This window comes from Enterocloster lavalensis (assembly GCF_046603895.1).
Taxonomy (GTDB): Bacteria; Bacillota; Clostridia; order Lachnospirales; family Lachnospiraceae; genus Enterocloster; species Enterocloster lavalensis.
The window spans coordinates 2,229,106-2,253,362 of record NZ_CP176637.1; the positions used below are offsets into that span (position 1 = coordinate 2,229,106).

Annotated in this window: 20 protein-coding genes; 1 reads left to right on the forward strand and 19 read right to left on the reverse strand. The window is 59.0% G+C overall.

What is annotated here, in order from left to right:
* Position 1: 1 nt before the first annotated feature.
* The 13 genes from ACK2JC_RS09850 to ACK2JC_RS09910 form a co-directional block, all read right to left on the reverse strand.
* Entirely contained in the window at positions 2–679 is a 678-nt protein-coding gene (locus ACK2JC_RS09850) for a FadR/GntR family transcriptional regulator (protein ID WP_276852532.1), read from the reverse strand.
* A gap of 44 nt (positions 680–723) precedes the next feature.
* Positions 724–1,806 (reverse strand): L-threonylcarbamoyladenylate synthase, encoded by a 1,083-nt coding sequence (locus ACK2JC_RS09855; protein ID WP_320937963.1) that lies wholly within the window; start codon positions 1,804–1,806, stop codon positions 724–726.
* A gap of 160 nt (positions 1,807–1,966) precedes the next feature.
* Complete coding sequence (locus tag ACK2JC_RS09860) at positions 1,967–2,743, reverse strand: inositol monophosphatase (RefSeq protein ID WP_320937962.1); 777 nt, start codon at positions 2,741–2,743, stop codon at positions 1,967–1,969.
* 17 nt (positions 2,744–2,760) lie between these two features.
* Positions 2,761–4,176 (reverse strand): phosphoglucomutase/phosphomannomutase family protein, encoded by a 1,416-nt coding sequence (locus tag ACK2JC_RS09865; RefSeq protein ID WP_092367577.1) that lies wholly within the window; start codon positions 4,174–4,176, stop codon positions 2,761–2,763.
* An 84-nt stretch (positions 4,177–4,260) separates the two neighbouring features.
* Positions 4,261–6,657, reverse strand: coding sequence for a phosphodiester glycosidase family protein (locus ACK2JC_RS09870; RefSeq protein WP_320937961.1), 2,397 nt, complete (start codon positions 6,655–6,657; stop codon positions 4,261–4,263).
* Positions 6,658–6,667: 10 nt separating this feature from the next.
* A complete protein-coding gene (locus ACK2JC_RS09875; protein WP_368272409.1) occupies positions 6,668–7,804 on the reverse strand; it encodes an ROK family transcriptional regulator in 1,137 nt (378 codons plus the stop codon).
* Between the two features lie 47 nt (positions 7,805–7,851).
* The gene (locus tag ACK2JC_RS09880; RefSeq protein WP_092367586.1) at positions 7,852–9,585 is read right to left on the reverse strand and encodes an ABC transporter permease; all 1,734 of its coding nucleotides are present in this window, start codon (positions 9,583–9,585) and stop codon (positions 7,852–7,854) included.
* Positions 9,586–9,609: 24 nt separating this feature from the next.
* Entirely contained in the window at positions 9,610–10,626 is a 1,017-nt protein-coding gene (locus ACK2JC_RS09885) for an ABC transporter ATP-binding protein (protein ID WP_368272411.1), read from the reverse strand.
* A gap of 69 nt (positions 10,627–10,695) precedes the next feature.
* Positions 10,696–11,844 (reverse strand): extracellular solute-binding protein, encoded by a 1,149-nt coding sequence (locus ACK2JC_RS09890; RefSeq protein WP_092367592.1) that lies wholly within the window; start codon positions 11,842–11,844, stop codon positions 10,696–10,698.
* Positions 11,845–12,369: 525 nt separating this feature from the next.
* Positions 12,370–13,374: a M20/M25/M40 family metallo-hydrolase gene (locus ACK2JC_RS09895; RefSeq protein ID WP_320937971.1), complete on the reverse strand. Its 1,005-nt coding sequence runs from the start codon at positions 13,372–13,374 to the stop codon at positions 12,370–12,372.
* Between the two features lie 104 nt (positions 13,375–13,478).
* Positions 13,479–14,636 (reverse strand): MalY/PatB family protein, encoded by a 1,158-nt coding sequence (locus tag ACK2JC_RS09900; RefSeq protein WP_320937959.1) that lies wholly within the window; start codon positions 14,634–14,636, stop codon positions 13,479–13,481.
* A 25-nt stretch (positions 14,637–14,661) separates the two neighbouring features.
* Positions 14,662–15,825 (reverse strand): amidohydrolase, encoded by a 1,164-nt coding sequence (locus tag ACK2JC_RS09905; protein ID WP_320937958.1) that lies wholly within the window; start codon positions 15,823–15,825, stop codon positions 14,662–14,664.
* Positions 15,826–15,837: 12 nt separating this feature from the next.
* Positions 15,838–17,202, reverse strand: a complete 1,365-nt coding sequence (locus ACK2JC_RS09910; RefSeq protein ID WP_166445824.1) for an MFS transporter — start codon at positions 17,200–17,202, stop codon at positions 15,838–15,840.
* Between the two features lie 219 nt (positions 17,203–17,421).
* Here ACK2JC_RS09910 and ACK2JC_RS09915 point away from each other — a divergent pair, with 219 nt between their 5' ends.
* Positions 17,422–18,357, forward strand: a complete 936-nt coding sequence (locus ACK2JC_RS09915) for a LysR family transcriptional regulator (RefSeq protein WP_092367610.1) — start codon at positions 17,422–17,424, stop codon at positions 18,355–18,357.
* Positions 18,358–18,430: 73 nt separating this feature from the next.
* Here ACK2JC_RS09915 and ACK2JC_RS09920 read toward each other — a convergent pair whose 3' ends face one another.
* From ACK2JC_RS09920 to ACK2JC_RS09945, 6 genes are read right to left on the reverse strand one after another with little or no spacing between them, the layout of a single operon-like run.
* Complete coding sequence (locus ACK2JC_RS09920; RefSeq protein ID WP_092367613.1) at positions 18,431–19,114, reverse strand: V-type ATP synthase subunit D; 684 nt, start codon at positions 19,112–19,114, stop codon at positions 18,431–18,433.
* A gap of 35 nt (positions 19,115–19,149) precedes the next feature.
* Complete coding sequence (locus tag ACK2JC_RS09925; RefSeq protein ID WP_007718807.1) at positions 19,150–20,523, reverse strand: V-type ATP synthase subunit B; 1,374 nt, start codon at positions 20,521–20,523, stop codon at positions 19,150–19,152.
* A complete protein-coding gene (locus ACK2JC_RS09930; RefSeq protein ID WP_368271602.1) occupies positions 20,523–22,298 on the reverse strand; it encodes a V-type ATP synthase subunit A in 1,776 nt (591 codons plus the stop codon). Before ACK2JC_RS09930 ends, ACK2JC_RS09925 begins: the two co-directional genes overlap by 1 nt.
* Before the next feature lie 12 nt (positions 22,299–22,310).
* Complete coding sequence (locus tag ACK2JC_RS09935) at positions 22,311–22,628, reverse strand: V-type ATP synthase subunit F (protein WP_092367616.1); 318 nt, start codon at positions 22,626–22,628, stop codon at positions 22,311–22,313.
* On the reverse strand, positions 22,621–23,589 hold the full coding sequence (locus ACK2JC_RS09940; RefSeq protein WP_092367619.1) for a V0D/AC39 family V-type ATPase subunit: 969 nt from the start codon (positions 23,587–23,589) through the stop codon (positions 22,621–22,623). Before ACK2JC_RS09940 ends, ACK2JC_RS09935 begins: the two co-directional genes overlap by 8 nt.
* A gap of 14 nt (positions 23,590–23,603) precedes the next feature.
* Positions 23,604–24,212: a V-type ATP synthase subunit E gene (locus ACK2JC_RS09945; protein ID WP_227170090.1), complete on the reverse strand. Its 609-nt coding sequence runs from the start codon at positions 24,210–24,212 to the stop codon at positions 23,604–23,606.
* Positions 24,213–24,257: the final 45 nt, after the last annotated feature.

Genomic DNA, 24,257 nt, shown 5'->3' on the forward strand with positions numbered 1-24,257 from the left:
ATCAACTATTCTGTTCCATCAAATACCGGTTCTGGTTGTACATCAGGTGGAAATACATGGCCTGCTGGGCCTCCACCGCCTTTTTGTCCCGGATTGCCTCGAAAATGGCCCGGTGGGACACCAGCGTCTGGTCGTATTCCGTCTCACGAACCGCGCTGGCGAACACCCGCACGCCGTCTGTGATCACCGGGACCAGATTGGACATCACCGTGTTGTGGCTGCACGCGGCGATCTGGGCGTGGAACTGGGAGTCCTTCTCCGCGTAGTCCTTCCGCTCCCGCACCAGGGCCTCCACCTCGTCCAGTATCTGCTCCAGCCGGGCCAGGTCCTCTTCGGTGGCGTTCTGGGCCGCCAGGGCCGCGATGGGCGGCTCCAGGATCACCCGCACCTGCAACAGGTCCCGGGTCAGCTTCCCGGTGTCCTCCATCATGGTAAATCCCAGGGGGTCGTCGGGGATGCCGTTTTTCTCCGACACGAAGGTGCCGGAGCCCTGGCGGATGGTCACGATGTTCCGGGACATGAGGATGCGCAGGGCTTCCCGCACGGTGTTGCGCCCAACACCCAGGACCTCGGACAGCTCCATCTCCGTGGGCAGCTTATCGCCCGGCACGTACCCCTTTTCCTGAATCATCCGCACCAGCTTCTGGGCGGTGATCTCGCCTAACGTCTGCTTTTCCATGAATGCCTCCTGTTTGTGAAGTTCCTGTCTGCGGATCTCCCAACTCACACCCGCTCGATATGATACCCCGCCGCCTTGGACAACCGGTTCATAATCGCCTGCCCCAGATGGTCCTCGGAAAAGCTTTCAGAATAGATATAGTCCACCTTCAGATCGTCAAATTCCCGCAGCACCGCGTACAGATTGTGGGCCACGGTCTCCTTTTTGGCCCGGGCTCCGATGCTGCGCACCAGACCGCCCTCGTAGCGGTCCCGGGACTCGTCGGTGCAGATAATGCCCACCCGGCTTCCGGCCGCCAGCTTCTCCTTGGCCAGCTCGTTCACCCGCAGGATCATGCGCTCCACCGCCGCGGGGTCCTCGCCCTGCCCTTCGGCCGGCTCCACCAGCGTCAGCTCCGCCTTGGGCGCGTAGTGCTTGTACTTCATACCCGGCGCCTTGGGCTTCATATCAGCGCCCATGGGGCCCAGGATGGCCGGGTCAATCTTCACCTCGCCCAGCACCTCCCGCAGCATCTCCATGGTGATGGCCCCGGGCCGCAGCACGGTGGGAATCCGGCAGGACACGTCCACGATGGTGGACTCCACGCCGATTCCCACTGGGCCGCCGTCAATAATCATGTCGATGCGCCCGTTCATGTCCTGCCAGACGTGGTCCGCCGTGGTGGGGCTGGGACGCCCGGAGGTGTTGGCGCTGGGGGCCGCCACCGGCACCCCGGCCAGGGCGATCAGGCGGTTGGCCACCGGGTCGCTGGGCATGCGGATGGCCACCGTATCCAGGCCGCCGGTGGTGCCGTAGGGCACGGCGGGACTCTTGGGAAAGATCATGGTCAGCGGGCCCGGCCAAAATGCCTCCATCAGCTTGCGCCCGTTCTCCGGTATGTACTCCACCAGCGCCTCCACGTCCTCCGGGTCCGCCACATGGGCGATCAGCGGGTTGTCCGAGGGACGCCCCTTGGCCTCATAGATCTTCCGGGCAGCCGCCTCGTCCAGGGCGTTGGCCCCCAGGCCGTACACCGTCTCCGTTGGGAAAGCCACCAGTCCGCCCTCCCGCAGTATCTCCGCCGCCTCCAATAACTCCCTGTCGTGGATTCTGGCTGTATCTTCAATTTTAACGCGCTTTGTCTCCATCTCTCGTGTTCCTCATTCACCAATTCCAGGCCCGCCGGGCATTTTCCCCCGGCCGGACACAGTTCCGGTTTCATTTTAACACCGGGGAGGCGGAAAGTAAAGCGCATCAGCCCTCGCAAAATCGTCCGCATCCGCGCATCCGCGCATCCGCGCCGCATTCTCACAGATACCGCTCCAGTAACGCCCTGTGAATCCCCGGCGTCCCCGCCACGATGCAGCAGGGCCGGTTGAGCGCCGGTTCCCGGCCCTCGAAGTCCGTGACGCAGCCGCCCGCCTCCCGCACCAGCAGCGCGCCCGCCCCATAGTCCCAGGGCTTCAGGTTAGGCTCAAAATAAGCGTCGATGCGGCCGCAGGCCACATAGGACAGGTCCAGGGCGGCACTCCCCAGCCGGCGGATGTCCTGACAGTCCAGGAAAATGCGCTTGATCCGCTCAAAATTTTGGTCCGCCAGCTCATGGTAGTAGGGGGCCGTGCCCACGCAGACCAGCGCCTCCCGCATCTGCGCCGCAGGCCCCACGTGGATGGGGCTGCCGTTCAGATACGCGCCTTCCCCGCGGACCGCATGGAACAGCTCGTCCCGGTACGGATTGTAGATGATGCCAAGCTCCAGGCAGGAATCCACGGCCAGAGCCAGGGAGACGGCGCTGTGGCCGAACCGGTGCACCAGGTTGGTGGTTCCGTCCACCGGGTCCAGAATCCAGACCGCGCCCGCGAAATCGATGCCGCTGTTGTCCTTCTCCTCCCCCATAAACTGGATGTCCGGGTACAGGTCCAAAAGCCCCTTCTGCACCTGCCTCTGCACGGTGAAGTCCGCTTCCGTGGCAAAGTCAATGTCCCCCTTGAAGGTGATCCGCCCGGCCATTTCCCCGTCCATAAAATACGGCTTCATGTCCCGTATGATGCGGATCACCTGCTGTACGTCAATGTTTCCCTTCATATTCATTCTCCCCGCCCCTACAGGCCCAGATATTTCTCAAACAGCCCGCAGATCTCCCTGGCAGCCTGTTTTTCCGGCATCTCGCAGAAGATCCGCAGCAGCGGCTCCGTGCCGGAGAACCGTGCGATGACCCATCCGTTGTTCCGAAAATACACCTTGCAGCCATCCATGTAGGAGACATGGTCCACCTGGTAATCCGACAGATCCGGCAGCTCCCGCTTCTCGTAGAGTACCTCAAGGAGCCGTTCCTTCTCCTGCTCCGTGAACTCGTAAGCCCGCTCCTCCATGTACATTTCCCCGCATTCCTTCCGGATCTCCAGAACCAGCTCGCTTAAAGGTTTGCCCGTGACGGCGATCATCTCCACCAGCAGGGTGGCGGCGTAGACTCCGTCCTTGCCGTTGATGTGCCCGGCCACCGTCAGCCCGCCGGAGGACTCCCCGCCGATAATGGCCCCGGTCTCCGTCATTTTCGCGGAAATGTACTTGAAGCCCACGGGCACCTCGTAGCATTTCTCGCCGAACGTCTCCGCCACCTGATCCAGCCGATGGGTGGTCGCCAGATTGCGCACCACCGGGCCCTTCAGCCCCTTGTAGCGGATCAGGTAATAGTACAGCAGCACCAGAATGTCGTTGGGATGGAGATAATGCCCCTTGTCGTCGATCACGCCCAGCCGGTCCGCGTCGCCGTCCGTGGCGATTCCCAGATCGTAGTTCCACTCCACCACCTGGTTCTGAAGCACCCGCAGGGTATCCGCCGTGGGGGCCGGAAGCCTTCCGCCGAACAGCGTGTCGTGCTCCTGGTGGATCACGTCCAGGTCGCAGCGCCCGGAGATCAGAATGGTGCTTAACGCCGTCTTGCTGACCCCGTACATTGGGTCGAAGGCCACCTTCAGCTGGCTCTTCTTGATGGCCTCCATGTCGATTTTGCTCATGATGTCGTCAATATACTCGTTCATCGGGTAGATTTCCTCCACCAGGCCCTGCCGTTTCGCCTCCTCGTAGCGCGTTCTGGGGATACCGGCCGCGTCCACCCGGGCGATGTAGCGCTCTATATCCCGGGTCTGATCCTCATCCGCGTCCCTGCCCCCATAGGTGAATACCTTGATGCCGTTGTAAATGGCCGGGTTGTGGCTGGCGGTCACCATGAAGCCGTAGGGGAACTGGTGCTTCATCACATAGTCCATAATCAGCGGGGTTGGGACGGAGCGGTTCACGAAATAGCACTTGATCCCCGCGGCCGCCAGGACCTCGCAGCTCCAGACCACCGCTTCCCTGGACAGGAAACGCCGGTCATATCCAATGACTACGCCTTTCCCGTCCACCTGCTCACAGATCATCTTATCCGCCATGGCTTTTGCCAGAATACAAATATTTTCCTTGGTAAATTCATCCCCGATAATCGCTCTCCATCCGCCTGTACCAAATTTTATCATGCGTCTGTCTCCTTTACGTCTATAGACGCCCGCGGGCCTAAGTCCGGCCGCGGGCGCGTTAATTCCCCGCAAAACGGGGCGTTTTCATTGTTTCATGCACAGCAGTGTGTTGATCCGGCGCACCATACCGGCAGGGCTGGAGTAGGAGGTGGCGGGATAGCTCAGCTCCACGAACACCTTTCCCACCGCCATCCCGAACACCGCGGAGCCGCCGCCATCCACATTCATCATGTGCCGGACATTGGGCACCAGCGTCCGGGCGATTTTTCCCATCTGGGCGTAGTCCGCCCCCGCGGACAGGGCCGTCCTACCGGAAAATACCAGCACGAACAGCTCTCCCTGGTCCGTGACACCCACCGCGGTTCTGGGGTGCTTGGACAGCCTGTGGATCTCGCTCTCCTGGGTCTGCCGGGACAGCGGACCCAGCCAGCCCTCGTCCTCCAGCCGCGCCAGACCGGCCTCATGTTCAAAAAGGCTTTCTCCACCGCTTATGAGGGACATGCCGCCGCCAAAGGCCCAGCACACCGAATCCCAGTCCTCCGCCGCGATCCCCTGGGGCGGCTCCAGGCGGATCACGGCCTCCGCGCCGTCCCAGCGGTAATATCCGTCCACGGCGGCTTCAAGGCCCAGGGCACGGATCAGCGCTTCCCCCGTCTCCCGCGCCAGGGATACCACCACGCCGATGCTGGGGACCATCACATCCCCCATGCGGGCGCAGACCACCTTGTCCTGGATTACCACCAGGTTGAACCGGCCCTCCCCGGCAAACTCGCAGTAGCCGTCCGTTTTCTCCTCCGTCCTGTGAGCCGAGCGGTAGGGCGTGAAAATGCAGATGTCCCCGGCCTTTTCCGGCGGGTTCACATCCTGAGCGGTCCACGAAAACCGCTGCCCGCCCAGGGAAATACTCCCGCCGCCCAGCGCGTACTGAAAGAACAGAAAGCTTCCGTCCCGCTTCATGGCCACGCAGGCCTTCCGGTAGAGAGGAAATGTCTCCACGCGCCGCCCATTTTCGTACCGGAGCATGTAATCCAGGTGGCCTCCGTCCAGGCCGATCTGCTCCATCGGCCGCTCCTGGCGCAGCTCATTGTACCAGGAGACCAGCTTGGGGGTCAGGAAGAACAGGAAATTCGAGATCAACAGCAGCCCCTCGTCCTCCCCTTCCGCCACCAGCGCTCTGGGGGAGCGGGCCCCGCCCTCCGCCAGGATCACCCGGGAGCCCCGGGCGTTTGCCATCACGGCGCCCTGGACCAGGATGCCGTCCTGGGGTTCCTCGCAGCCCCAGGGGGCCGGAATCTCCTCCAGCGTCTTACCGTCCATGTAGGCCGAGATATACCGCAGGCCGGGAACGCCGTTTAAATACCCGGAGATCAGCTCCTCCCGCCGCCGGCAGTAGCCGCCGTAGAAGTTTGTGCCGGCAGCCGCCTCTTCCCCGCCGTCCATACGCACCGGCAGCCGCTCCTCCCCGCCTTCCCCGTAAACATTGATAAAATACTGCGGGTACCGGCCATACAGCTCCTCCGCCCCCATCTCATATATCTCCGCCCCGAAGTCCCGCTCCAGCCGTGCAAACTGGCAATATGATGCCCTGGTCTTTTCAATCAGAGGCACCAGGGGCAGAATGTCGAAGTGGGGCGGCACGTAGATGGTGCAGAGCCCTCGGCCCACGAACTGGCCCGCAATAGCCCTGGCGAAATAACAGGACGGCACGGTGCGCACAATGGACGGCAGGTTCAGATTCCGGCAGTGGAACAGCCCGTCGTCCCCGTACACGGTGAGAAAAGCCTTTCCCCGGCCAATATCCCGCTGCAGGGCCTCGTTGAACCGCACCGCGGACAGGTCCGGCAGCGAATATCGGGCCTTGTCCTCCAAAAACACCGGCTCCCTGCCGCCGGGCGTCATACCGGGCAGCAGGGCCAGGGCCTCCCGGGTCAGAACCGCATCCCCGGCGGTCTGGCCGGTGAGCACGTAGAGATCTTTTCCAAGCTCCGCCGCGCGCCTCATATCATTTACCATATATTGGAAGTAATTCGGGTCCGCCAGGCAGAACACCGCCCCGCTGCAGCCCTCCATCAGGCGCTGCCAGGCGCCGCTCTGGTCAATCCCCGCGCCCTCGCCCATGGTTCCGGCCTCCAGACACCTGCGGATCTGGGTCTTCTCGATAGCGCCTGCGCCCAGGAACTGCTTGCGGATGCTGTGGACGCTTCCGTAAATCTGTTCCAAAGTCCACTGGTCGTAGGACTCTATCTGGTCGAAAAAGCGCCCCAGCTGTCTGTAATACCGCTCCAGCGCTTCCCCGCCGGTCTCATGCGCCCGGCTCATCTCCTCCGCGAACCGGTCCCGGACCGCCGCGTGTTCCCGGTCCAGGATCAGTTCAATATCTTTATAGAAAAAACAGGTGTACAGCGTGTCCCCAAAAAAGCGCCTCCGGTAATAGCTTCCAAAGGACCAGCGGCTGTCCACAATGTCCAAATAGTTGTTCATAGTGCTCCAATCATAATCTGATATCGCTCTCCGTGGAAAAATAATAGTCCAGCAGGAACCGGCTGCTGATGGCCGTGATCTTTACGTTGGTATGGATTTCCAGCCGTTTGAAGGAAACCCAGTAGCTCAGCAACTTGCGGATCTTCCGGTCCAGGCAGGGATAGATAATGGACTCAAAATGCTCCACCGTGCAGCCACAGAGGATAATCCGGTCCAGATCCAGCAAAATGATCACGTTGGCCAAAATGGGCGCCAGATAGGCGCACACATCCTCGATCAGCGCCACGGCCTTTGGCTCCTTGCGCCTCACATCCTCCACCAGCTGCCCATAGGGCTTACCGTAGTCCGCCTCCAGGGCTTCCAGGGAGATAAACTTGGTCAGGCAGTTGGTCTTTCCGCAGACACAGGGCCGTTCCGCGCCCTGGGCCATGGCGGTCACGTGTCCCAGCTCTCCGGCCACGTTGTTGCTGCTCTCCAGAACCCGGCCGCCCAGCACAAAGGCGGAACCGATTCCTACGTCGATCTTAGCAATCATAAAGTTCAAATCCGCCGGGAACTGCGACTTCTCATAGTAGGCGAACATGTTCGCATCGTTGCGGACCAGCACGGGCACGCCCAGGTAGGACAGCTCCCCGGCCAGATTCAGATTGTACCAGTTCAGCTTCCCGGCCTCCACCACGATGCCCTTGTCCTCGTTGACAACGCCGGTGACACTGATGGCGCAGGCCAGTATGGTCCGCCCCGCTCCCGCCTGCTCCAGCACCCGGCCGATCATCTCCTTCAGAACAGCCAGCACATCCGTTTTCTGATCCACCGGCCGCTCCTCAGAGGCCACCCCCGTCTCGTCCAGGGCGTTGACATAGACCGCCACCCGGCCGATGTTGATGTCCGCCGTGATCATATAGAAGCCCGCGTAATTGACGGACAGGGACACGGGGTTGCGCCCCTTGATTCCCAGAGACGGCGCGTACTCCAGGAGCACCCTGCGCTCGACGAGCTCCGTCACCAGGTTGGTGACGGTCTGGGAAGAAAGATTTGTCTTTTCCGCGATCAGCTTCCGGTAGATCCCCGGGTTCTCATGAACGATTTTCAGGATATTCTTTTCATTGATCAGTTTCATTCTGTCGGGACTTGTCAATCTTCTCATACAGTTTAAGCTCCTCTTTCTACTTGTTTATGGCCCTTCCCTACCACTCAGCGGCGTTTCCGGCCCAACAGCCTCTTTTTGATCTTTGCCGCGCCGCCCCCCTGGGTCAGGTAAAGGGCAAAGCTGCAAAGGATCATCAACACCACGGAGTACACAAGCGCCATAGCCTGGGCGTTCTCATTGACGCCCTCGTCGCTGGCTGACTTAATTATAACACCTAACGGCTGATATTTTGGAGAATATAAAAAAACTGACAGATCAAAATCGGAAAGCAGGGCGTTGAAGTTCATGGCCATGACCGATACCACCGTGGGCATGATCACCGGCAGAATCACCCGGACCATGGTGTAGGACGCGCCCGCCCCCATGGTCTTCGCCGCCTCCTCCAGACTGTCCTCCACGCCGAAGAACGCCGCCCGGATCATGCGGAAGGAGAAGGGAAGCTTGACCACGATGTAGGCGATCAGCATGATCCAGATACTCCCGATCAGCACCTTTCCGCCCACGGCCGCCCGCGGCACGTCGTAGGAGAACATCAGCCCCAGGGCGATAAACGTGGTGGGCAGCATCCAGGGAATCAGCAGGCCGTACTCGAAAAACGCATCGGTCCTGTGCTCGTTCCTGCGCACAAACCGGGCCACAATCACGCTGATCACGCAAGCTCCGGCCGCCGCGGCCACGGAGTAGACGATACTCACCAGGTAGGGTCTGAACGCGTCCTGCTTCGTGAACAGCGCCACGTAATTTTTCAGGGTGAAGGCGCCAAGTGACAGGGTCGAAGTCTTGATCGCCAGGGCGTCGCAGAAGGAAAACAGCACCACCAGGCAGATGGGCAGCATGTAGATCACGAACATGGCGTAAGCCACCACGTGGGCCGCCACATTGGCGGCGGGGTTGCGCAGCTTTGTCTTGCGCATCCTGGCCTTGGTCTTGGACACGGATATGTAATTGCCCTTTCGCTCCACCCGGTTCATGATGAACAACAGCACAATGGTCATCAGGCCCAGGATCATGGCCAGCACCGCGGCCAGGTCCCGGGACCCCGGGGACTGGGCAAAGCTGACGATCATGGGGTTGATGGTCTGGAATTTGCTGCCGCCGATCATCAGGGGCGCGGACAGCGCGCAGATGCCGGTGAGAAAGGTCATGATCGTCAACGCGAACAGCGTAGGCTTTAACGTGGGCAGCACCACCTTGAAGAGAATCCGGCTGTCCGAGGCCCCCATGTTCCTGGCCGCCTCGATGGTATGGAAGTCCAGGGCCCGTATGGCGTTGGTCAGGAAAATGATGTGGTTGGATGTGCAGGCAAAGGTCATGACAAAAAGCACCGCTCCGAAGCCCGTAAACCAGTTGACGTTCATATTCGGGAACAGGAGGGCCAGGCCCTTGGTCACGATCCCCTTGGAGCCGTACACGAACTTGTAGCCCATGGCCAGCACCACGCCGCCGTAGACCAGAGAGGTCATGTAAGCCAGACGCAGGAAAAGCGCCCCCTTAATGTCCCAGTATTCCGTGAACAGCACCACCAGAGTGCCCACCAGATTCACCGTGATCACCAGACTGATGCCCAGCACCAGGCTGTTGATCATACTCTTCACCGCCCGTTTGGATTTGAGCAGCTTTGTGACCGCCTCAGCGCTGAACCGGCCGTCCTCCTGGAGCACGCTGATCATGATATTGATGTTGGGAAATAGAATAAACGCCGCGATAAACCAGACCAGCACGATGCGGATGGCAATGGCCTGGGGAGTCATTTTCTGTTTTCTGCCGTGTGTTTTCATATCGATTCATCCACCTCCCGCGGGCTAGAACTGCATTATATAGTCGGGGTTCACATACAGGCGGATCTCCTGCCCCCTCTTGAAAAACGCTCTGCCGTCGTTCTTCTCCACGCATTTCACCTGCTGCCCGCACACATTCACCAGATACCGGGCCAGCATGCCGTCGTACTCCAACTCCTCCACCATACCGGTGAGGCCCGCGCAGCCCTCCTTGGGCTCGGACAGCACCCGCTCCAGGCGGATAAATCCGGTTTTTCCGGCGTCCAAACGCTTTCCGCCCGTTCCGGCGGTCTGCCGGTTGATCTCCTCTAAAATCCCGCCGTCCAGCCGGTTGATGTCCCCGATAAAGTCGCAGACAAATTCCGAGGCGGAATTGTTGTAGATCTCGTAGGGCGTGCCCACCTGTTCGATGTAGCCGTTGTTGAACACCGCGATGCGGTCGGACAGATTCATGGCCTCCTCCTGGTCGTGGGTCACGTAGAGGGTGGTGATATTTAAATCCCGCTGAAGGCGTTTCAGCTCTCCCCTGAGGCCGATGCGCAGCTTGGCGTCCAGGTTGGACAGCGGCTCGTCCAGGCAGAGAATCTTGGGCTCCTGGATAATGGCTCTGGCCAGGGCGATTCTCTGCTGCTGGCCGCCGGACAGCTCGGAAACGTTGCGGTCCAGCTGGGCGGAGCTTATGCGGATCTTTTCCGCCACCTCGTCCACCCGTCTCTTGATCTCGTCCGCCTTCATCTTACGCACCCTCAGGCCAAAGGCGATATTCTCATACACGGTCATGGTGGGGAACAGGGCGTAGCTCTGGAACACCATGCCGATCTGGCGCTTCTCCACCGGCGCCTCCGTCACATCCCGGCCGTCGATCAGCACCTGCCCCCTGGAGGGGATGTTGAACCCGGCCAGGGCCCGCAGGGTGGTGGTCTTGCCGCAGCCGGAGGGACCTAAGAAGGTGAAAAACTCTCCCTCGTTGATGGTCAGGTTCAGGTTGTCGATGGCCACAAAATCCCCATAGCGTATCTCCACATTTTTTAATTCTATCACGATAATCACCTCACAAAATAGAGAAATGGGGCAGGCCAAACGAATTGACTTGCCCCTGCACATTATTTGCTATTCAAGATATTCCAGCTGAATCTTTTCCACCCAGTCGTTGACGTGCTCGCTCACCAGCGCCCAGTCCACTTCCTGAATCTTCACCTTGCTCATCAGATCCTTGATATCCTTGTCGTCGATCATTTCCAGGGCCTTCTCGTTGGCGGGAATCGCGCCCACGTTATCGCTCCAGCCCTTCTGGATCTCGGCGCTGCCGAACCAGTTGATGAAATCCTTGGCCAGCTCCACCTCATCGGTGCCGCTAATGATTCCCACCTGCTCCACCACGAAGGGTTCGCCGATCTCGGGAAGCATAAGGCCGAACTCCACGCCCCGCTCCTTCTGGTAGCGGATCACGCCCGCGCCCCAGAGCTCGGACATGGGAACCGTGCCGTCGATCACGTTGCCGATATAGTCGTCGCCGTCCTGCTGGTAGTAACCGTTGGTGTAGAGCTCCTCGATGACCTTCCAGCCCTCCTCGGACACGCCGTACTCGCCGCTGGGATCAGGATAGCGGGCTAAAATGCTGGCCGTGATCATCTTGGCCGTGCCGCCCTGCAGCTGGAACAGGTTGTACTGGTCCTTGTACTTGGGATCGCACAGGTCGGGCCAATCCTTGGGCGGATCAGTGATGATATCCTTGTTGTAGACCAACAGCAGGGGCTGTACCACCGTTGGGTAGTAGTAGCCGTCCGCGTCGCCCAGGGACATGTCCACCTCGTCCACCCACTCGGGCTCATATTTAACCAACAGTTCCTCTTTCTTCAACCGCTCGTACTCCACCGCGTTTAAGCCGAACACCACGTCGCAGACGGGATTGTTCTTCTCAGCCACCAGGCGGTCGGAAAGGGCGCTGCCGTCGATGGAAACGATCTGGATATTGAATCCGGCTTCCCCGGCAACCTTCAACAGCCACTCGTCCTGGCCGTTGGAGGTGGAGTTGGAATAGACCACCAGCTCTTTGCTGCGGTCCACGTCCCCTGCCGCTTCCCCGGCGCTCTCAGCCGCAGTCTCAGCCTGGGACTCCGCCTGGGTTTCTGCCGGCGCTTCGGTGGCACCCGTGGTGGGGGCCGCTGTGGACGCAGAACCTGAACCGCCGCCGCAGCCGGCCGTCGACGCCGCCATCAGAGCCGCCAGCCCGATCGCTGCAAATCTTTTTAATCTCATAATTTTCCTCCTTTTGCGATTACATACCGCTTTGTGTTTGTGATACTCTTCTATCCCAACATGCGCCTGGCATGCTGTTTACTTTTTAATCCATTTGTTTTATTAAATAGATTTTGTCAAAAATGCGTAAAAACCATGTAAAATTGCAATTTATTTGAAATTGTTACCGGTTTTTGTCCCTTATTTAATCCATTGACTTGATTATATCACGTCAGTGTGCACAACGCAAGTGGTATTTATGAAAATTTGATGTAAAATCTGTGCAAAGGTTGCTGTTCACAGGTAATATCCCGCGAGGTGTTTTTTGTGAGTGGAGCGCAGCGGAAGTCACAGAAAACCCGAGGGCTGCGGCGCGAAACGGCGTTTTTTGCCGTTTCTGTGCATCGCGTAGCGCGTTACTGGGCACGGAGTGAACAGTAACGTGCAAAGCGGCGGCCAGTCCCCTCCGGCTTTCCGGAAATTCTTTCCCCGGCGGATCATTGCGCGAAAAAAGACCAGCCGCTTACAAACGACTGGCCTCAACCTCTATGATACCGCCATCAGCTCCAACATCAGCCCGGCCGTAAATTTCAAATCCTCCACCGATATCTGCTCCGTCAGGGCATGGGGATTGGTCATACCCGTGGGGATCACGATAGAAATGATTCCCTTTTCGTTCAAAATATTGGAATCGCTGCCCACCATGGTGGCGCCGCATTTGCACTGAACCCCCATTCGCTCGTAGGCCGAGCGCACAAGGCCCAGAAACGCCTCGTCCTCCACCCGGAACGACGCATAGGGATAGGTCGTGTCAAACCGGAAGCCCGCCCCATGCCTTTTGCAGGCGTTTTCAACACAGTCCCTCATATGCCGGACCTGGCGGTCCAGCTTCTCCTTACTCCGGCTGCGCACCTCCGCCGACATTTTCACATGGCTGCACACGATATTCGTGGGGTTGTCCGCCATGATGGAACCGATGTTTGCGGTGGTCTCTTCGTCGATTTTCAGCAGACGCATGGAGGAGACCGCGTCCGCCGCAGCCATGATGGCGCTGATGCCCTGCTCCGGGCTGTTCCCGGCGTGGGCCGCGCGCCCGGTGATCTCGATTCCGATGTTCGCCTGCCCGGCTCCCACCGTCACGATCTCGTCCATGGGGCCGCAGCCGTCCACCGCCAGGGAATACCTGGACCTCACGGCGCTTAAATCCGCGCCCCTGCTGCCGTTTAATCCGGTTTCTTCCTGGACCGTAAACAGAATTTCAATGGGCCGGTGGTCCAGCCCCCGCTCCGTTATCACCTGAACCGCTTCCATAACGGCCGCGATACCGGACTTGTCGTCCCCGCCCAGAATGGTATCGCCCCCACTGAAGATCAGACCATCCTGGATTTTGGGGCAAATTCCTCTGCCCGGCACCACCGTGTCCATGTGGGCGGTAAACAGCAGGGGCTCCTGCTCCTCGTTTCCGGGGATGGAGACAAACAGGTTCCCCGCGTGTTCGCCCGCCCGGTCCTGTGCTGCTGCAATTCCCATTTTTCCGAATTCTTCCTTCAGCCGGCCGGCGAAGGCTCACTCCCCGCCGGACTCGCTGTCGATCTGAATGTATTCCAGGAACCGTTCCAATAACCGTTTTTCATTTATCATCATCCGTCACCGCCTTATAATACTTCCCCGATCCGCCGGAACACCTCCAGAAGCCTCGGCCGCGGCATGGCCGCGTTCATCCTGAGACAGCCGTCGCCGTAGTCAATACAGGTGCGACCGTCGTTAAAGTATAACCCGGCTTTTCCAAATCGTTCCAAAAGTTCGTCCGATCCCAGCCCCATGGGGCGAAAGTCCAGCCACAAAAGATAGGTCCCCTGGGGCGCAGGGACAATCACCCCCGGGTAATTCTGATGGAAAAATTCCGCCGCCAGCTCCGTATTGTTCTTCAGATAGGCGCAAAGCTCCTTCTTCCACTCCGCCCCGCTCTCATAAGCCGCTGTCAACGCCTCGGCGGACAGCAGATTGGGCAGGTTGTAATGGCTGCTCTGGCATTCCCTCTCAAACCGCTCCCTGAGCTCCGGATTTTTCACCACGCTGTAGGCGATGGTAATCCCCGCCATGTTAAAGGTCTTTGTGGGCGCGTACAGTGAGATGGTGTTGTGGGCAGCCCATTCCGACACCGAATGGAAGGGAATATGGGCTTTGTCAAACACCAGGTCCGCCCAAATCTCATCCGCAATCACCGGGATTCCATGACGGCGGCAGATTCCGGCCATGGCTTCAAGCTCTTCCCGGCTCCAGACCCGGCCCGTGGGATTGTGAGGGGAGCAGAGCAGAAAAGCCTTCACGTGATTTTCCACCGCCTGGCGCTCCATCTGTTCCAAGTCCACCCTGTACATTTCCCCGTCCCAGACCAGTCTTGTCGTCACCAGCCTGCGCCCCAGCCCGTTTATGACCTGGGCAAAGTTAAAATATCCGGGGGCCTGAACCAACACCCCGTCGCCCGGCTCGGTGAACGCCCTGACGGCGGACGCCACGCCTCCCAGCACCGAGGTCTGGACGGCGACGTCCTCCCGGGACAGATCCGCCGTCCCGTTCTGTTCTTTCTGCCATCCCAGAATGGCCCGGAAAAACCGCTCGTCGGGCCTGAAATAGCCAAGCATTGGGTGGTCCAGCCGTTTCCGGATCCCGTCGATCACAAAATCCGGCGTGGCAATGTCCATGTCCGCGATGCCCATGGGAATAAAATCGGGATGGTCATAGGGATTCCTGCTCCACTTGATGCAGTTGTACCCTCTTCTGTCATAAATCTGATCAAATTGTTCCGTCATGCCCTCGTTCCTCCCGCGGGCGTCCCTATTTCAGGAAGCGCACCGCATACTCCGCCATAAACTCCGCCGAAGCGTCCAGGCTGCTCTCGTCGATGTCAAACTTGGGGTGATGGTGGTTGTTGGTGATGTTCTCCCCGTCCTTCATGGATCCGATAAAGCAGTAGAAGCCGGGAAACGCTTCCAGGAAATCCGCGTAGTTGTCCGATCCGATGTTGGGATATTCCGGCGTGATCACCTCCAGGCCCATCTCCCGCGCCAGCGCTCTTCCCCTTGCCGCAACCTCGTCGTTGTTGATGGCCGGGGCCGCAAATCCCTTGGGCGCGGTCACCTCCGCCGTGGCCCCGTAGGACCTGGCCGTGTGCTCCGCGATCTCCTTCATGACGCCCATGATCTTCTGGGCATCCCCGTACTTGAAGGAGCGGATGCTGCCGATGATGGTGGCTGTCTCCGGAATGATATTGGATTTATTTCCCCCGTTGATGGCGCAGGGGCTTACCACACAGGTGTCGAAGGTGTTGTGGCGGTTGGCGGGAATGGCCGCGATCTTCAGCAGAATCTCCGCAGCCGGCATCAGCGGGTTCACGGCCAGGTGGGGCCTGGAACCATGTCCGCCCACTCCCTGCACCTTGATGTTGAACAGGCAGAAGCCGGAGGCCACCGGCCCGTCGGGTATGGTCACGCTGCCTAACGGAAGCCAGGACATCAGATGGGTGCTGATCACCTCGTCCACCCCTCCGTTGGCCTTCAGATACTCCACAATCTCATCCGCGCCCTTGCCGATTTCCTCGGCGATCTGGAAGCACAGGAACACGCTTCCGTTTAACTGCCCCGCAATCTCCTGAAGGCTCTTTCCGATGCCCAGGAGAATGGCCGCGTGGCCGTCGTGGCCGCAGGCGTGCATCACGCCAGGGTTCTCGGAGGCGAAGGGAAGTCCGGTCTCCTCCGTTATGGGCAGGGCGTCAATGTCGCCACGGATGGCGATGCGCTTTCCGGGCGCTCCGGGATTGATGATTCCCACCACGTTGCGGTTTCCCACCACCGTGTGGAAAATCCCTATTTTTTCCAGTTCTTCACAAATCCGCCTGGAGGTCCGCTCCTCCTGGCAGGAGAGCTCGGGATGCCGGTGGAACTCCCGGCGCATTTCCAAAATATAATCATGGTTCTTTTCAATCAGCTGTTTTACCGTCATTTTTATCACCTCTTATGCTTTCTTCTGCTGCCGTCTGACCGTCAGTTCTTCTCTCATCTTACGCCCGTAAGCTTCTGTAATCGGATAGAAATACAGGAACACCAGGGTAACCGCCGTGATGATCATGGGGATAAACGTGATGTTTGCCATAATGGCGTCCACCACCTGGCCGCTGATGGTCGCGTCCGCCGCATAACCCGCTCCGCTGAGCACCAGGCCCACGATGAAGGTGGAAAACGCCTGGCCGAACTTCTGAAGGAAGGTCATGGCTGAATTGATCAGGGCCGCGCAGTTTGTGCCGTATTTGTATTCCGTGTAATCGGTACAGTCGGGTATCATGGCCAGCAGGGCGAAGTTGGAGATCATATTTCCCAGGAAGGTCATGACCACCGCCATAATAATGATATTTCTGGACATTCCCGTGCCCAGGAACATGGTGACGATGGGGCGGAACATGTGGACCAGCAGGCCGATAGCCGCCGCTTTCTTCTTGCCGAACATACGCACGATCTTGGGCATAAAGGGCACGCAGGCAAAGTTGAGGATCAGCGTGAAGCTGGCCGCCGCCGCGATGATGCTCACGTCCTCGGCCACATATTTGTAGTAGTACATATCCGCCGCGCTCAGCACGTTTCGCGCCAGCTGGAAGCCCGCCAGGGAAAGTCCGCCAAGCACCGCGGCCTTGTTGTTCAGGATCAGTTTGAGGTTGCCCCTGAAGCTCATTTTCTGGGGATTGGGAATGGAATCCTTGTAATCCTTTGTTCTGGCGCCCCAGGCCGCAAACCACATGGAGGACATGGCCACCAGCGCAAAGATGATCGTGATAATCTGCCATCCTTTCGCTCCGCCTCCGAAATAGGTAACCACGGGAATCGTGAAAATACCGATGGCGTTGGAGGCCACCAGCCCCAGGAACTGCCTGGAGGCCAGGAGCCGGTTTCTCTCATTGGGATCTGTTGCCATCACGGAGTTCAACGCCTGCCAGGACACCTGGACGGAGGTGAAGGTGATGGAGAACAGGACCATGACGATGATAAAATAGATCAGGTTGGCATTTCCCAGATTGGGGTTGGTAAACTGCATCACGATCACAACCGCCAGGGCCACGGAGCCGAATATCATCCAGGGACGGTATTTCCCCCATTTGGTATTGGTCCGGTCCGCCATACCCCCGATGATCGGATCGTTGATCGCGTCAAAAATTGTAATCAGCATCATCCATGTGCCGATAACCGCCGCGGACACCCCCGCGATATCGGTCATAAAGTTCATGGCGAACCTGTTTTTAAACGCCATGATCAGCGTTGTCGCCGCTCCGCCGAATCCATAAGATATGATGGCTGTCTTACTCAGAGAACCTTGCTTTTTCTCACCCATATGTATACTCCTCCATTGTAGTTGCTGCATTTCAAAAAACGACCGGCGCCTTGTCGTTTTTTGTCTTACTGTTGATAGGACAATTATAATAATTTTGCATTATCTTTACCAATACTTAAAACATGTGTGGATGATAGGCGATTTTTATGATAGACTTATTAAGAATTATGAGTCACCTGAACGGAAAACAGATTCCTTTTGTAAAGCAAGGGGTTTATTATGACAATAAGAGATTTCCAGTACATGATTGCGATTGCCGAAGAGAACAATATCACCAAGGCCGCCCAGCGCCTCTACATCTCCCAGCCCTCTCTGAGCCAGGCCCTAAAGAAGGTGGAGGCTGAGCTGAACGCAACCCTTTTTACCCGCACCAACGCGGGGCTTGTGCCCACCTTCATCGGCGAACAGTTCCTGATTCAGGCCAAGGAAATTCTGGGCAGCTACCGGAAGCTGGAGCATTTCATCTCCGACGTGAACAACCTTCAGACCGGACGCCTGCAGATCGGGGTGCCCTACTACCTGAACGGTTCCTTTTTGAGCGAAATTCTCCCCACCTTCAACGGGGAATATCCCGGGGTGGACGTCCACGTGACCCAGCAGACCGACCTGGAGCTGGAAAATATGCTCTCCCTGGGTTCCCTGGATTTTATCATCGGCCTTCCGGAGGCCATCTCCTCCAAATTTGAGAAATCCATGGTCTTAAAATGCAGGCTGGTGCTCTCCGCGCCTCCCGGCCACCCGCTGGAAAGCCAGGGGATTCAAAAGCCCGGGGAGCGCTTCCCCACCCTGTCCTTAAAGCAGCTTGAGGGCGAGACCCTGCTGGAATTCAGCCCCTCCAACCCGCTGTACCATATGATCAAGGAGATTCTCTCCCGCTCCGGCGCCCAGGTGCATTTAAAACAGCTGTCCGGCTACGGCGTGGAGATGGTCCGCCGCTGCTCCAAGGCCGGAATGGGCTTCGCCATTATCCCGGAATGCATGCTGATTCCCAGGACCACCAGCCCCAGCGAGAAATATTTTTACCTGGAAAACGACGAGGATATCTTCTACTCCATCTGCGCCGCCCGGCCCCCGGAGGCCTACCTGCCGTTGGCGGCCGGGAAGCTGCTCGACATGGCGCGGCAGTATTTTAAAAACGGCTCTCTGGGAATATAAAGCCACAAAAACGCCGCTCCGCCCCGCTGATATCGCAGGGCCGGAACGGCGTTTTTTAAATTTCTCTTTATCTCTACACTTCCTCCACCACAGGCACCACTTCTCTGGCGCTGTAATGGTGGGCTTCCTCCAGCATCATGTCCTTGACCTTCATCAGGCGGACCTGGGAGCTTCGCTCGTTCTCGTCCAGCTTCATGGTGATGTAGCGGATGTTCTCCCGGGTCTCCGGGATCATGACGTGCTCCAGCGCGTTTACACGGCGTCTGGTCTTCTCGATCTCGGCGGCCATCAGCTGGCAGGACTTTTCAATCTCCGCCAGGCGCAGCATATCCGGCAGAAGGTCCGCCAGGCTCTTCACCGCGTCGTCCAGATCGCTGGAAGTAAACGCAAATCCGTAGGAGTAGATGTCGTTGGCATCCGAGGTCCTGGTCTTGTAGTGGAACACCGGGATCTCCACGCTCATGACGTTTCTGGTCTCGGACTCCAGATAGACCTCCTGCTTGGGGGCCATCAGGGCTACGTTTAGGGCCTCGTCCGTCATGCCGGAGCGGGCCAGAACAAAGTTCTGGTTCGCAGCCGCGATGCCGGCCTCCACCTTCTCCCGCAGCGCCTTGTTCTCCCGCACCAGCTCCAGGAACTGGCGCATCAGCTCATCCCGCTTATCCTTCAAAAGCTTATGGCCGCGCACGGCTGTGGTCAGCTTTTTCTTCAGGCGCGTAAGCTCCATACGCGTAGGGTTCACATGTTTTGCAGCCATACTCTGTCAACTTCCTTTCGTTACGAGTTCACCGGTTACTTCTCGTCGTAGTACAGATCCAGATAGGTGTCCTTGATACGCTTAAGCTCGGTTCTCGGCAGAATACGCAGCAATTTCCAACCAATCTCCATGGTCTCCTCAATGTCGCGGTTCGCGTAGTAGCCCTGGGACACGTACTCCTTCTCAAAGGCGTCAGCGAACTTGGCGTACAGCTTATCCATATCGGTCAGAGCCGCCTCGCCCAGAATGACCATCAGCTCCTTGGCGTCCTTACCTCTTGCGTAAGCCGCGAACAGCTGGTTCATCACGTTGGCGTGGTCCGCTCTGGTCTTGCCCTCGCCGATACCCTTATCCTTCAGACGGGACAGGCTGGGCAGCACGTCGATGGGCGGGGTCACGCCCTTGCGGTACAGCTCGCGGCTCAGGATGATCTGGCCCTCGGTGATGTAGCCGGTCAGGTCGGGGATGGGATGGGTCTTGTCGTCCTCAGGCATGGACAGGATCGGGATCATGGTGATGGAACCGTTCTTGCCCTTCTGACGGCCTGCGCGCTCGTATAAGGAGGCCAGGTCGGTGTACATGTAGCCGGGGTAACCGCGGCGTCCCGGAACCTCTTTTCGGGCTGCGGATACCTCGCGCAGTGCGTCGGCATAGTTGGTGATATCGGTCAGAATCACCAGCACGTGCATGTTCTTCTCAAAGGCCAGGTACTCGGCCGCGGTCAGAGCCATACGCGGGGTGGCGATACGCTCTACGGCGGGGTCGTTTGCCAGGTTGATGAACATGACGCTTCGGTCGATAGCGCCCGTCTCCTTGAAGCTCTCCATGAAGAAGTTGGCTTCCTCGAAGGTGATACCCATGGCAGCGAACACCACGGCGAAGGGATCGCTGGTGCCGCGCACCTTAGCCTGACGGGCGATCTGCGCCGCCAGGTTGGCGTGGGGCAGACCGGACGCCGAGAAGATCGGCAGCTTCTGTCCTCTTACCAGGGTGTTCAGTCCGTCGATGGCGGAGACGCCGGTCTGGATGAACTCCTGGGGGTAGTTTCTGGCCGCCGGGTTCATGGGCAGGCCGTTGATGTCCATACGCTTCTCCGGCAGAATGTCGGGGCCTCCGTCGATGGGACGGCCCAATCCGTCGAAGATACGGCTTAACATATCCTCGGATACGCCCAGCTCCATGGTACGGCCCAGGAAACGGACCTTACTGGAATCCAGGTTGATACCGGTGGAGGATTCGAACAGCTGTACCAGCGCGTTTCCACCGTCAATTTCCAGAACTTTACAGCGGCGCTTCTCACCGCTTGCCAGCTCGATTTCTCCCAATTCATCGTAGGTTACGCCCTGAACGCCGCGTACCAGCATAAGGGGACCGGCAACCTCTTCGATTGTCCTGTATTCTTTAGGCATTAGAAGTCCTCCTTTCTGCTCAGCTCGTCGCCGATCTCAATGCGCAGCGTGTCGAGAATGTTGTCGTAGGCTTTGTCCAGCTCGCCCTCGGGGGTGTATTTGAAACGTCCGATGGTCTCGCGGACCGGCAGGTTCACCAGGCGCTCGATGTTCACGCCCTTGTTCAGAGCCTCGCCTGCCTGATCGTAGTATGCCAGCACCAGCAGCATCATCATGTGCTGTTTCTTTAAGGATGTGAAGGTGTCCACCTCGTGGAAGGCGTCCTGATGCAGGAAGTCCTCGCGGATGGAGCGGGCCGCCTCCAGCTTCAGGCGGTCGGGTGCGGACAGGGCGTCCATACCAACCAGCTTCACGATCTCATCCAGCTCCGCCTCTTCCTGAAGCAACAGCATCAGGCGTCCGCGCAGCTCGGTCCAGTCGCTCTCCACCTCGGCGTTGAACCATTTCTCCATGGTGTCCACGTACAGGGAATAGCTGGTCAGCCAGTTCACCGCCGGGAAATGGCGCTTATAGGCCAGGTTGGAGTCCAGACTCCAGAATACTTTTACGATTCGCAGGGTGGCCTGGGTTACAGGCTCGGAGATATCTCCGCCTGCGGGGGACACGGCTCCGATTACGGACAGCGCGCCCTCTCTGCCCTCGCTGCCCAGGGAGATCACGCGGCCGGCGCGCTCGTAGAACTGCGCCAGACGGGAACCCAGGTACGCGGGGTAGCCCTCCTCGCCGGGCATCTCCTCCAGACGTCCGCTCATCTCACGCAGAGCCTCGGCCCAGCGGGAGGTGGAGTCGGCCATCAGGGCCACGGAATAACCCATGTCGCGGAAATACTCTGCGATGGTGATACCGGTATAGATGGAAGCCTCACGGGCCGCCACGGGCATGTCGGAGGTGTTGGCGATCAGCACCGTCCGCTCCATCAGGCTCTTTCCGGTCTTGGGATCCTTCAGCTCCGGGAACTCGTTCAGAACGTCGGTCATCTCGTTACCGCGCTCGCCGCAGCCGATGTATACCACGATATCCGCATCCGCCCATTTTGCCAGCTGGTGCTGCACCACGGTCTTACCGGAACCGAAGGGGCCGGGAACCGCCGCAACGCCGCCCTTGGCGATGGGGAACAATGTGTCGATGACGCGCTGTCCGGTTACCAGAGGCATATCCGGGGACAGCTTGGTCTTGTAGGGACGCCCGCGGCGAACCGGCCACTTCTGCATGAGGCCGATGGGATGCTCCTCGCCCCGGTCGTCGGTCACCACCGCAACCGTGGCGGTCACCGTGTACTCGCCGGCGCTGATATAGGTGATGGTGCCTGCAACGCCCACGGGGATCATGATCTTCTGCTGCACCACGTCGGTCTCCTGGACCGTACCGATGATGTCGCCGCCGGTCACCTTGTCGCCGACCTGGGCGGTGGGCACAAACTCCCACTTCTTGTCTCTCTTTAAGGAGGGAACCTCAACGCCGCGGTTCAACAGATTGCCGCCGGTCACCTCCATGATGGCGTCCAGGGGACGCTGGATTCCGTCGTAAATACTTCCGATCAGGCCGGGGCCCAGTTCCACGCTCATGGGAACGCCCGTGGACTCTACGGGCTCGCCCGGGCCCAGGCCGGACGTCTCCTCGTATACCTGGACGGAAGCCTTGTCACCGTGAATCTCTATAATTTCGCCAATCAGCCGCTGCTCGCTCACGCGCACCACGTCGAACATGTTGGCGTCGCGCATGCCTTCAGCGATAACCAGCGGACCGGCTACTTTTTTAATCACGCCTTTGCTCATTTTCTACCTCCACTAGTTGTTGAATATAATATCCGAACCTACCGCCTGCTCCACGGATTTCTTCACCGCCATAATGCCCTGGCCCGTATTGCCGGACACGCCCGGGATGAGGATGATGGCCGGGAGATCCGCCTCCCGGTAGCGCTCGATCTCCGCTCCCAGCTGGGCCGCCAGGGCCTCGGTGATGTAGATCACCGCGTAGCCGCTCTCGGCCAGCTGCCTCATTTTCTTTCCCGCCTCCGCCGGATCAGTGAAGGGAAACGGCTCAAGGCCAAGGGCCGCAAATCCGTAGATGCTGTCGCGGTCGCCCATAACTGCAATCTTATACATACATCTCCCTTACCCTTTCCCGGATGGATTCTTCCGGAAGGTGGTTAAGCTTGCCGGAAAGCACGATCCGTACTGTCTTGATTTCGTTGTCCCGCGCCAGAATATACGCTGCCAGAGGTCCCAGCCCGAAGGGGTTGAATCTCTGGGGACGGATCTTTCGGATCAGCAGGTTGTCACACCACCGCTCGAAGGCCGAGGGCGACTTGTGAAGCTCCTCCACCGCCTCCGCGTAGGGCGTGAGTTCCAGATATGCGCAGATGGCGTCCACGCCCTCCACCGCTGCCTGGGCCAGACGGCTCACGTCCAGCGTGTCGCAGGGGGCCAGAGCCCGCGCCAAAAATGCTTTGTCCTTGCCGGTACGCGCAGCGCGCACCGCCGTCTTGATATCAGCGGAGGCCACCGTCAGCTCACCGTAGAGCTTCAGGCACTCGTCCCCCACGGCCTTGCCCGCCTGGTAGATGGCGTTTAAAGCCGCCCGGTCGATGATGATATCGCAGAGCTGTCCGTCGCCGGTCTGAAGCAGCACCTCGTAGGCCTCCTTCGCAGGCTCTGCCATGGCTTCCGGAAGCGCTGCAAAATCCCTGGTGCGGATGGCTTCCCGGATGCGCTTCACATCCACGGTCCCCTGGTCGATGTAGATCCCCGGATACTCGCTGTCCATCCGGGCCTCCTTGATCGCCGCTTTCAGATTGTGGTAATCATTGGCGTACAGGAACACGTCGAACACAGAGAGGTCCTTCACCAGCTCGCCGATGAGCTGCCAGGTCTTCTCACGCTCCGCCGCCAGGATGGCCCCGGCGTCCTCGGCGTCGCTGTCGCCCCAGTTCTTTTCCCGGAGAAGCTGAAGGCACTCGTCGTACCCCTTCGCCCCCAGGAGCTGCTCAATGACTGAACCGGAAAGCAGGGAGAGCTCTTTGGAACGGATGCGGGCCACCGCATAAACATATTGATCTTTTGCCATTCATAAACCTCCCGCTAAACCGTGCCGAACAGAATCTCCTGAACCTTATCCTGCAGCATCTCGTGCGCGGAATCAAACAGCGCGTCGAAGGAGCAGTTCTCCTCGATGCCGCCGTATGTGAGCACGAAGCCGCCGTCAATGTCCCGCGTCTCGCTGGAGACAGTCAACGCCGCTCCCTCTTTTCCGCCCGCAACCAGCGCTGCGTTTAAGGTGTCCGCGAAATTCTCCGGAAGGCGGTCCAGATCGGCCTTTGAGAACAGGATGGTCCCCTTGCCGTTCTGGCTTGCCTTCACCGCCAGCTTCACGATATTTTCAAAATACGCCTCCTGGGGCATATTTTTCAGTTGCTGTTTTGCTTCACCGATAATTCTGCCTATCAATACCTGTTTCTCGGCCAGGATTCTCTGCCGCTTTTTCAGCTCCGCCGCAGAATGGCCCCGATCCAGGATATTGGCCGCGGCCTGTTCCGCTTTTCTGCCGATGGCAGCGCACTCTGCGGCCGCTTCCTCCCTGGCGTTCTGGAGAATCGCTTCCGCCTCGGCCTTCGCCGCCTCCAGAGTACGGGCCGCCGCTTCCTCAGACTCTGCCTGAATCCGGGCGATAATCTTGTCTAATCCCGCCATGCGTTGTTCTCCTTTCCCGTTATGTTCATTCTTCCGCCGACTGTA

Coding starts and splice junctions, on each gene's coding strand:
- ACK2JC_RS09945 (WP_227170090.1), bottom strand. CDS start 24,212: ATGGCGGGATTAGACAAGATTATCGCCCGGATTCAGGCAGAGTCTGAG.
- ACK2JC_RS09870 (WP_320937961.1), bottom strand. CDS start 6,657: ATGAACAACTATTTGGACATTGTGGACAGCCGCTGGTCCTTTGGAAGC.
- ACK2JC_RS09920 (WP_092367613.1), bottom strand. CDS start 19,114: ATGGCTGCAAAACATGTGAACCCTACGCGTATGGAGCTTACGCGCCTG.
- ACK2JC_RS09910 (WP_166445824.1), bottom strand. CDS start 17,202: ATGGGTGAGAAAAAGCAAGGTTCTCTGAGTAAGACAGCCATCATATCT.
- ACK2JC_RS09850 (WP_276852532.1), bottom strand. CDS start 679: ATGGAAAAGCAGACGTTAGGCGAGATCACCGCCCAGAAGCTGGTGCGG.
- ACK2JC_RS09905 (WP_320937958.1), bottom strand. CDS start 15,825: ATGACGGTAAAACAGCTGATTGAAAAGAACCATGATTATATTTTGGAA.
- ACK2JC_RS09930 (WP_368271602.1), bottom strand. CDS start 22,298: ATGAGCAAAGGCGTGATTAAAAAAGTAGCCGGTCCGCTGGTTATCGCT.
- ACK2JC_RS09915 (WP_092367610.1), top strand. CDS start 17,422: ATGACAATAAGAGATTTCCAGTACATGATTGCGATTGCCGAAGAGAAC.
- ACK2JC_RS09855 (WP_320937963.1), bottom strand. CDS start 1,806: ATGGAGACAAAGCGCGTTAAAATTGAAGATACAGCCAGAATCCACGAC.
- ACK2JC_RS09865 (WP_092367577.1), bottom strand. CDS start 4,176: ATGATAAAATTTGGTACAGGCGGATGGAGAGCGATTATCGGGGATGAA.
- ACK2JC_RS09860 (WP_320937962.1), bottom strand. CDS start 2,743: ATGAAGGGAAACATTGACGTACAGCAGGTGATCCGCATCATACGGGAC.
- ACK2JC_RS09900 (WP_320937959.1), bottom strand. CDS start 14,636: ATGACGGAACAATTTGATCAGATTTATGACAGAAGAGGGTACAACTGC.
- ACK2JC_RS09925 (WP_007718807.1), bottom strand. CDS start 20,523: ATGCCTAAAGAATACAGGACAATCGAAGAGGTTGCCGGTCCCCTTATG.
- ACK2JC_RS09880 (WP_092367586.1), bottom strand. CDS start 9,585: ATGAAAACACACGGCAGAAAACAGAAAATGACTCCCCAGGCCATTGCC.
- ACK2JC_RS09890 (WP_092367592.1), bottom strand. CDS start 11,844: ATGAGATTAAAAAGATTTGCAGCGATCGGGCTGGCGGCTCTGATGGCG.
- ACK2JC_RS09940 (WP_092367619.1), bottom strand. CDS start 23,589: ATGGCAAAAGATCAATATGTTTATGCGGTGGCCCGCATCCGTTCCAAA.
- ACK2JC_RS09935 (WP_092367616.1), bottom strand. CDS start 22,628: ATGTATAAGATTGCAGTTATGGGCGACCGCGACAGCATCTACGGATTT.
- ACK2JC_RS09875 (WP_368272409.1), bottom strand. CDS start 7,804: ATGAGAAGATTGACAAGTCCCGACAGAATGAAACTGATCAATGAAAAG.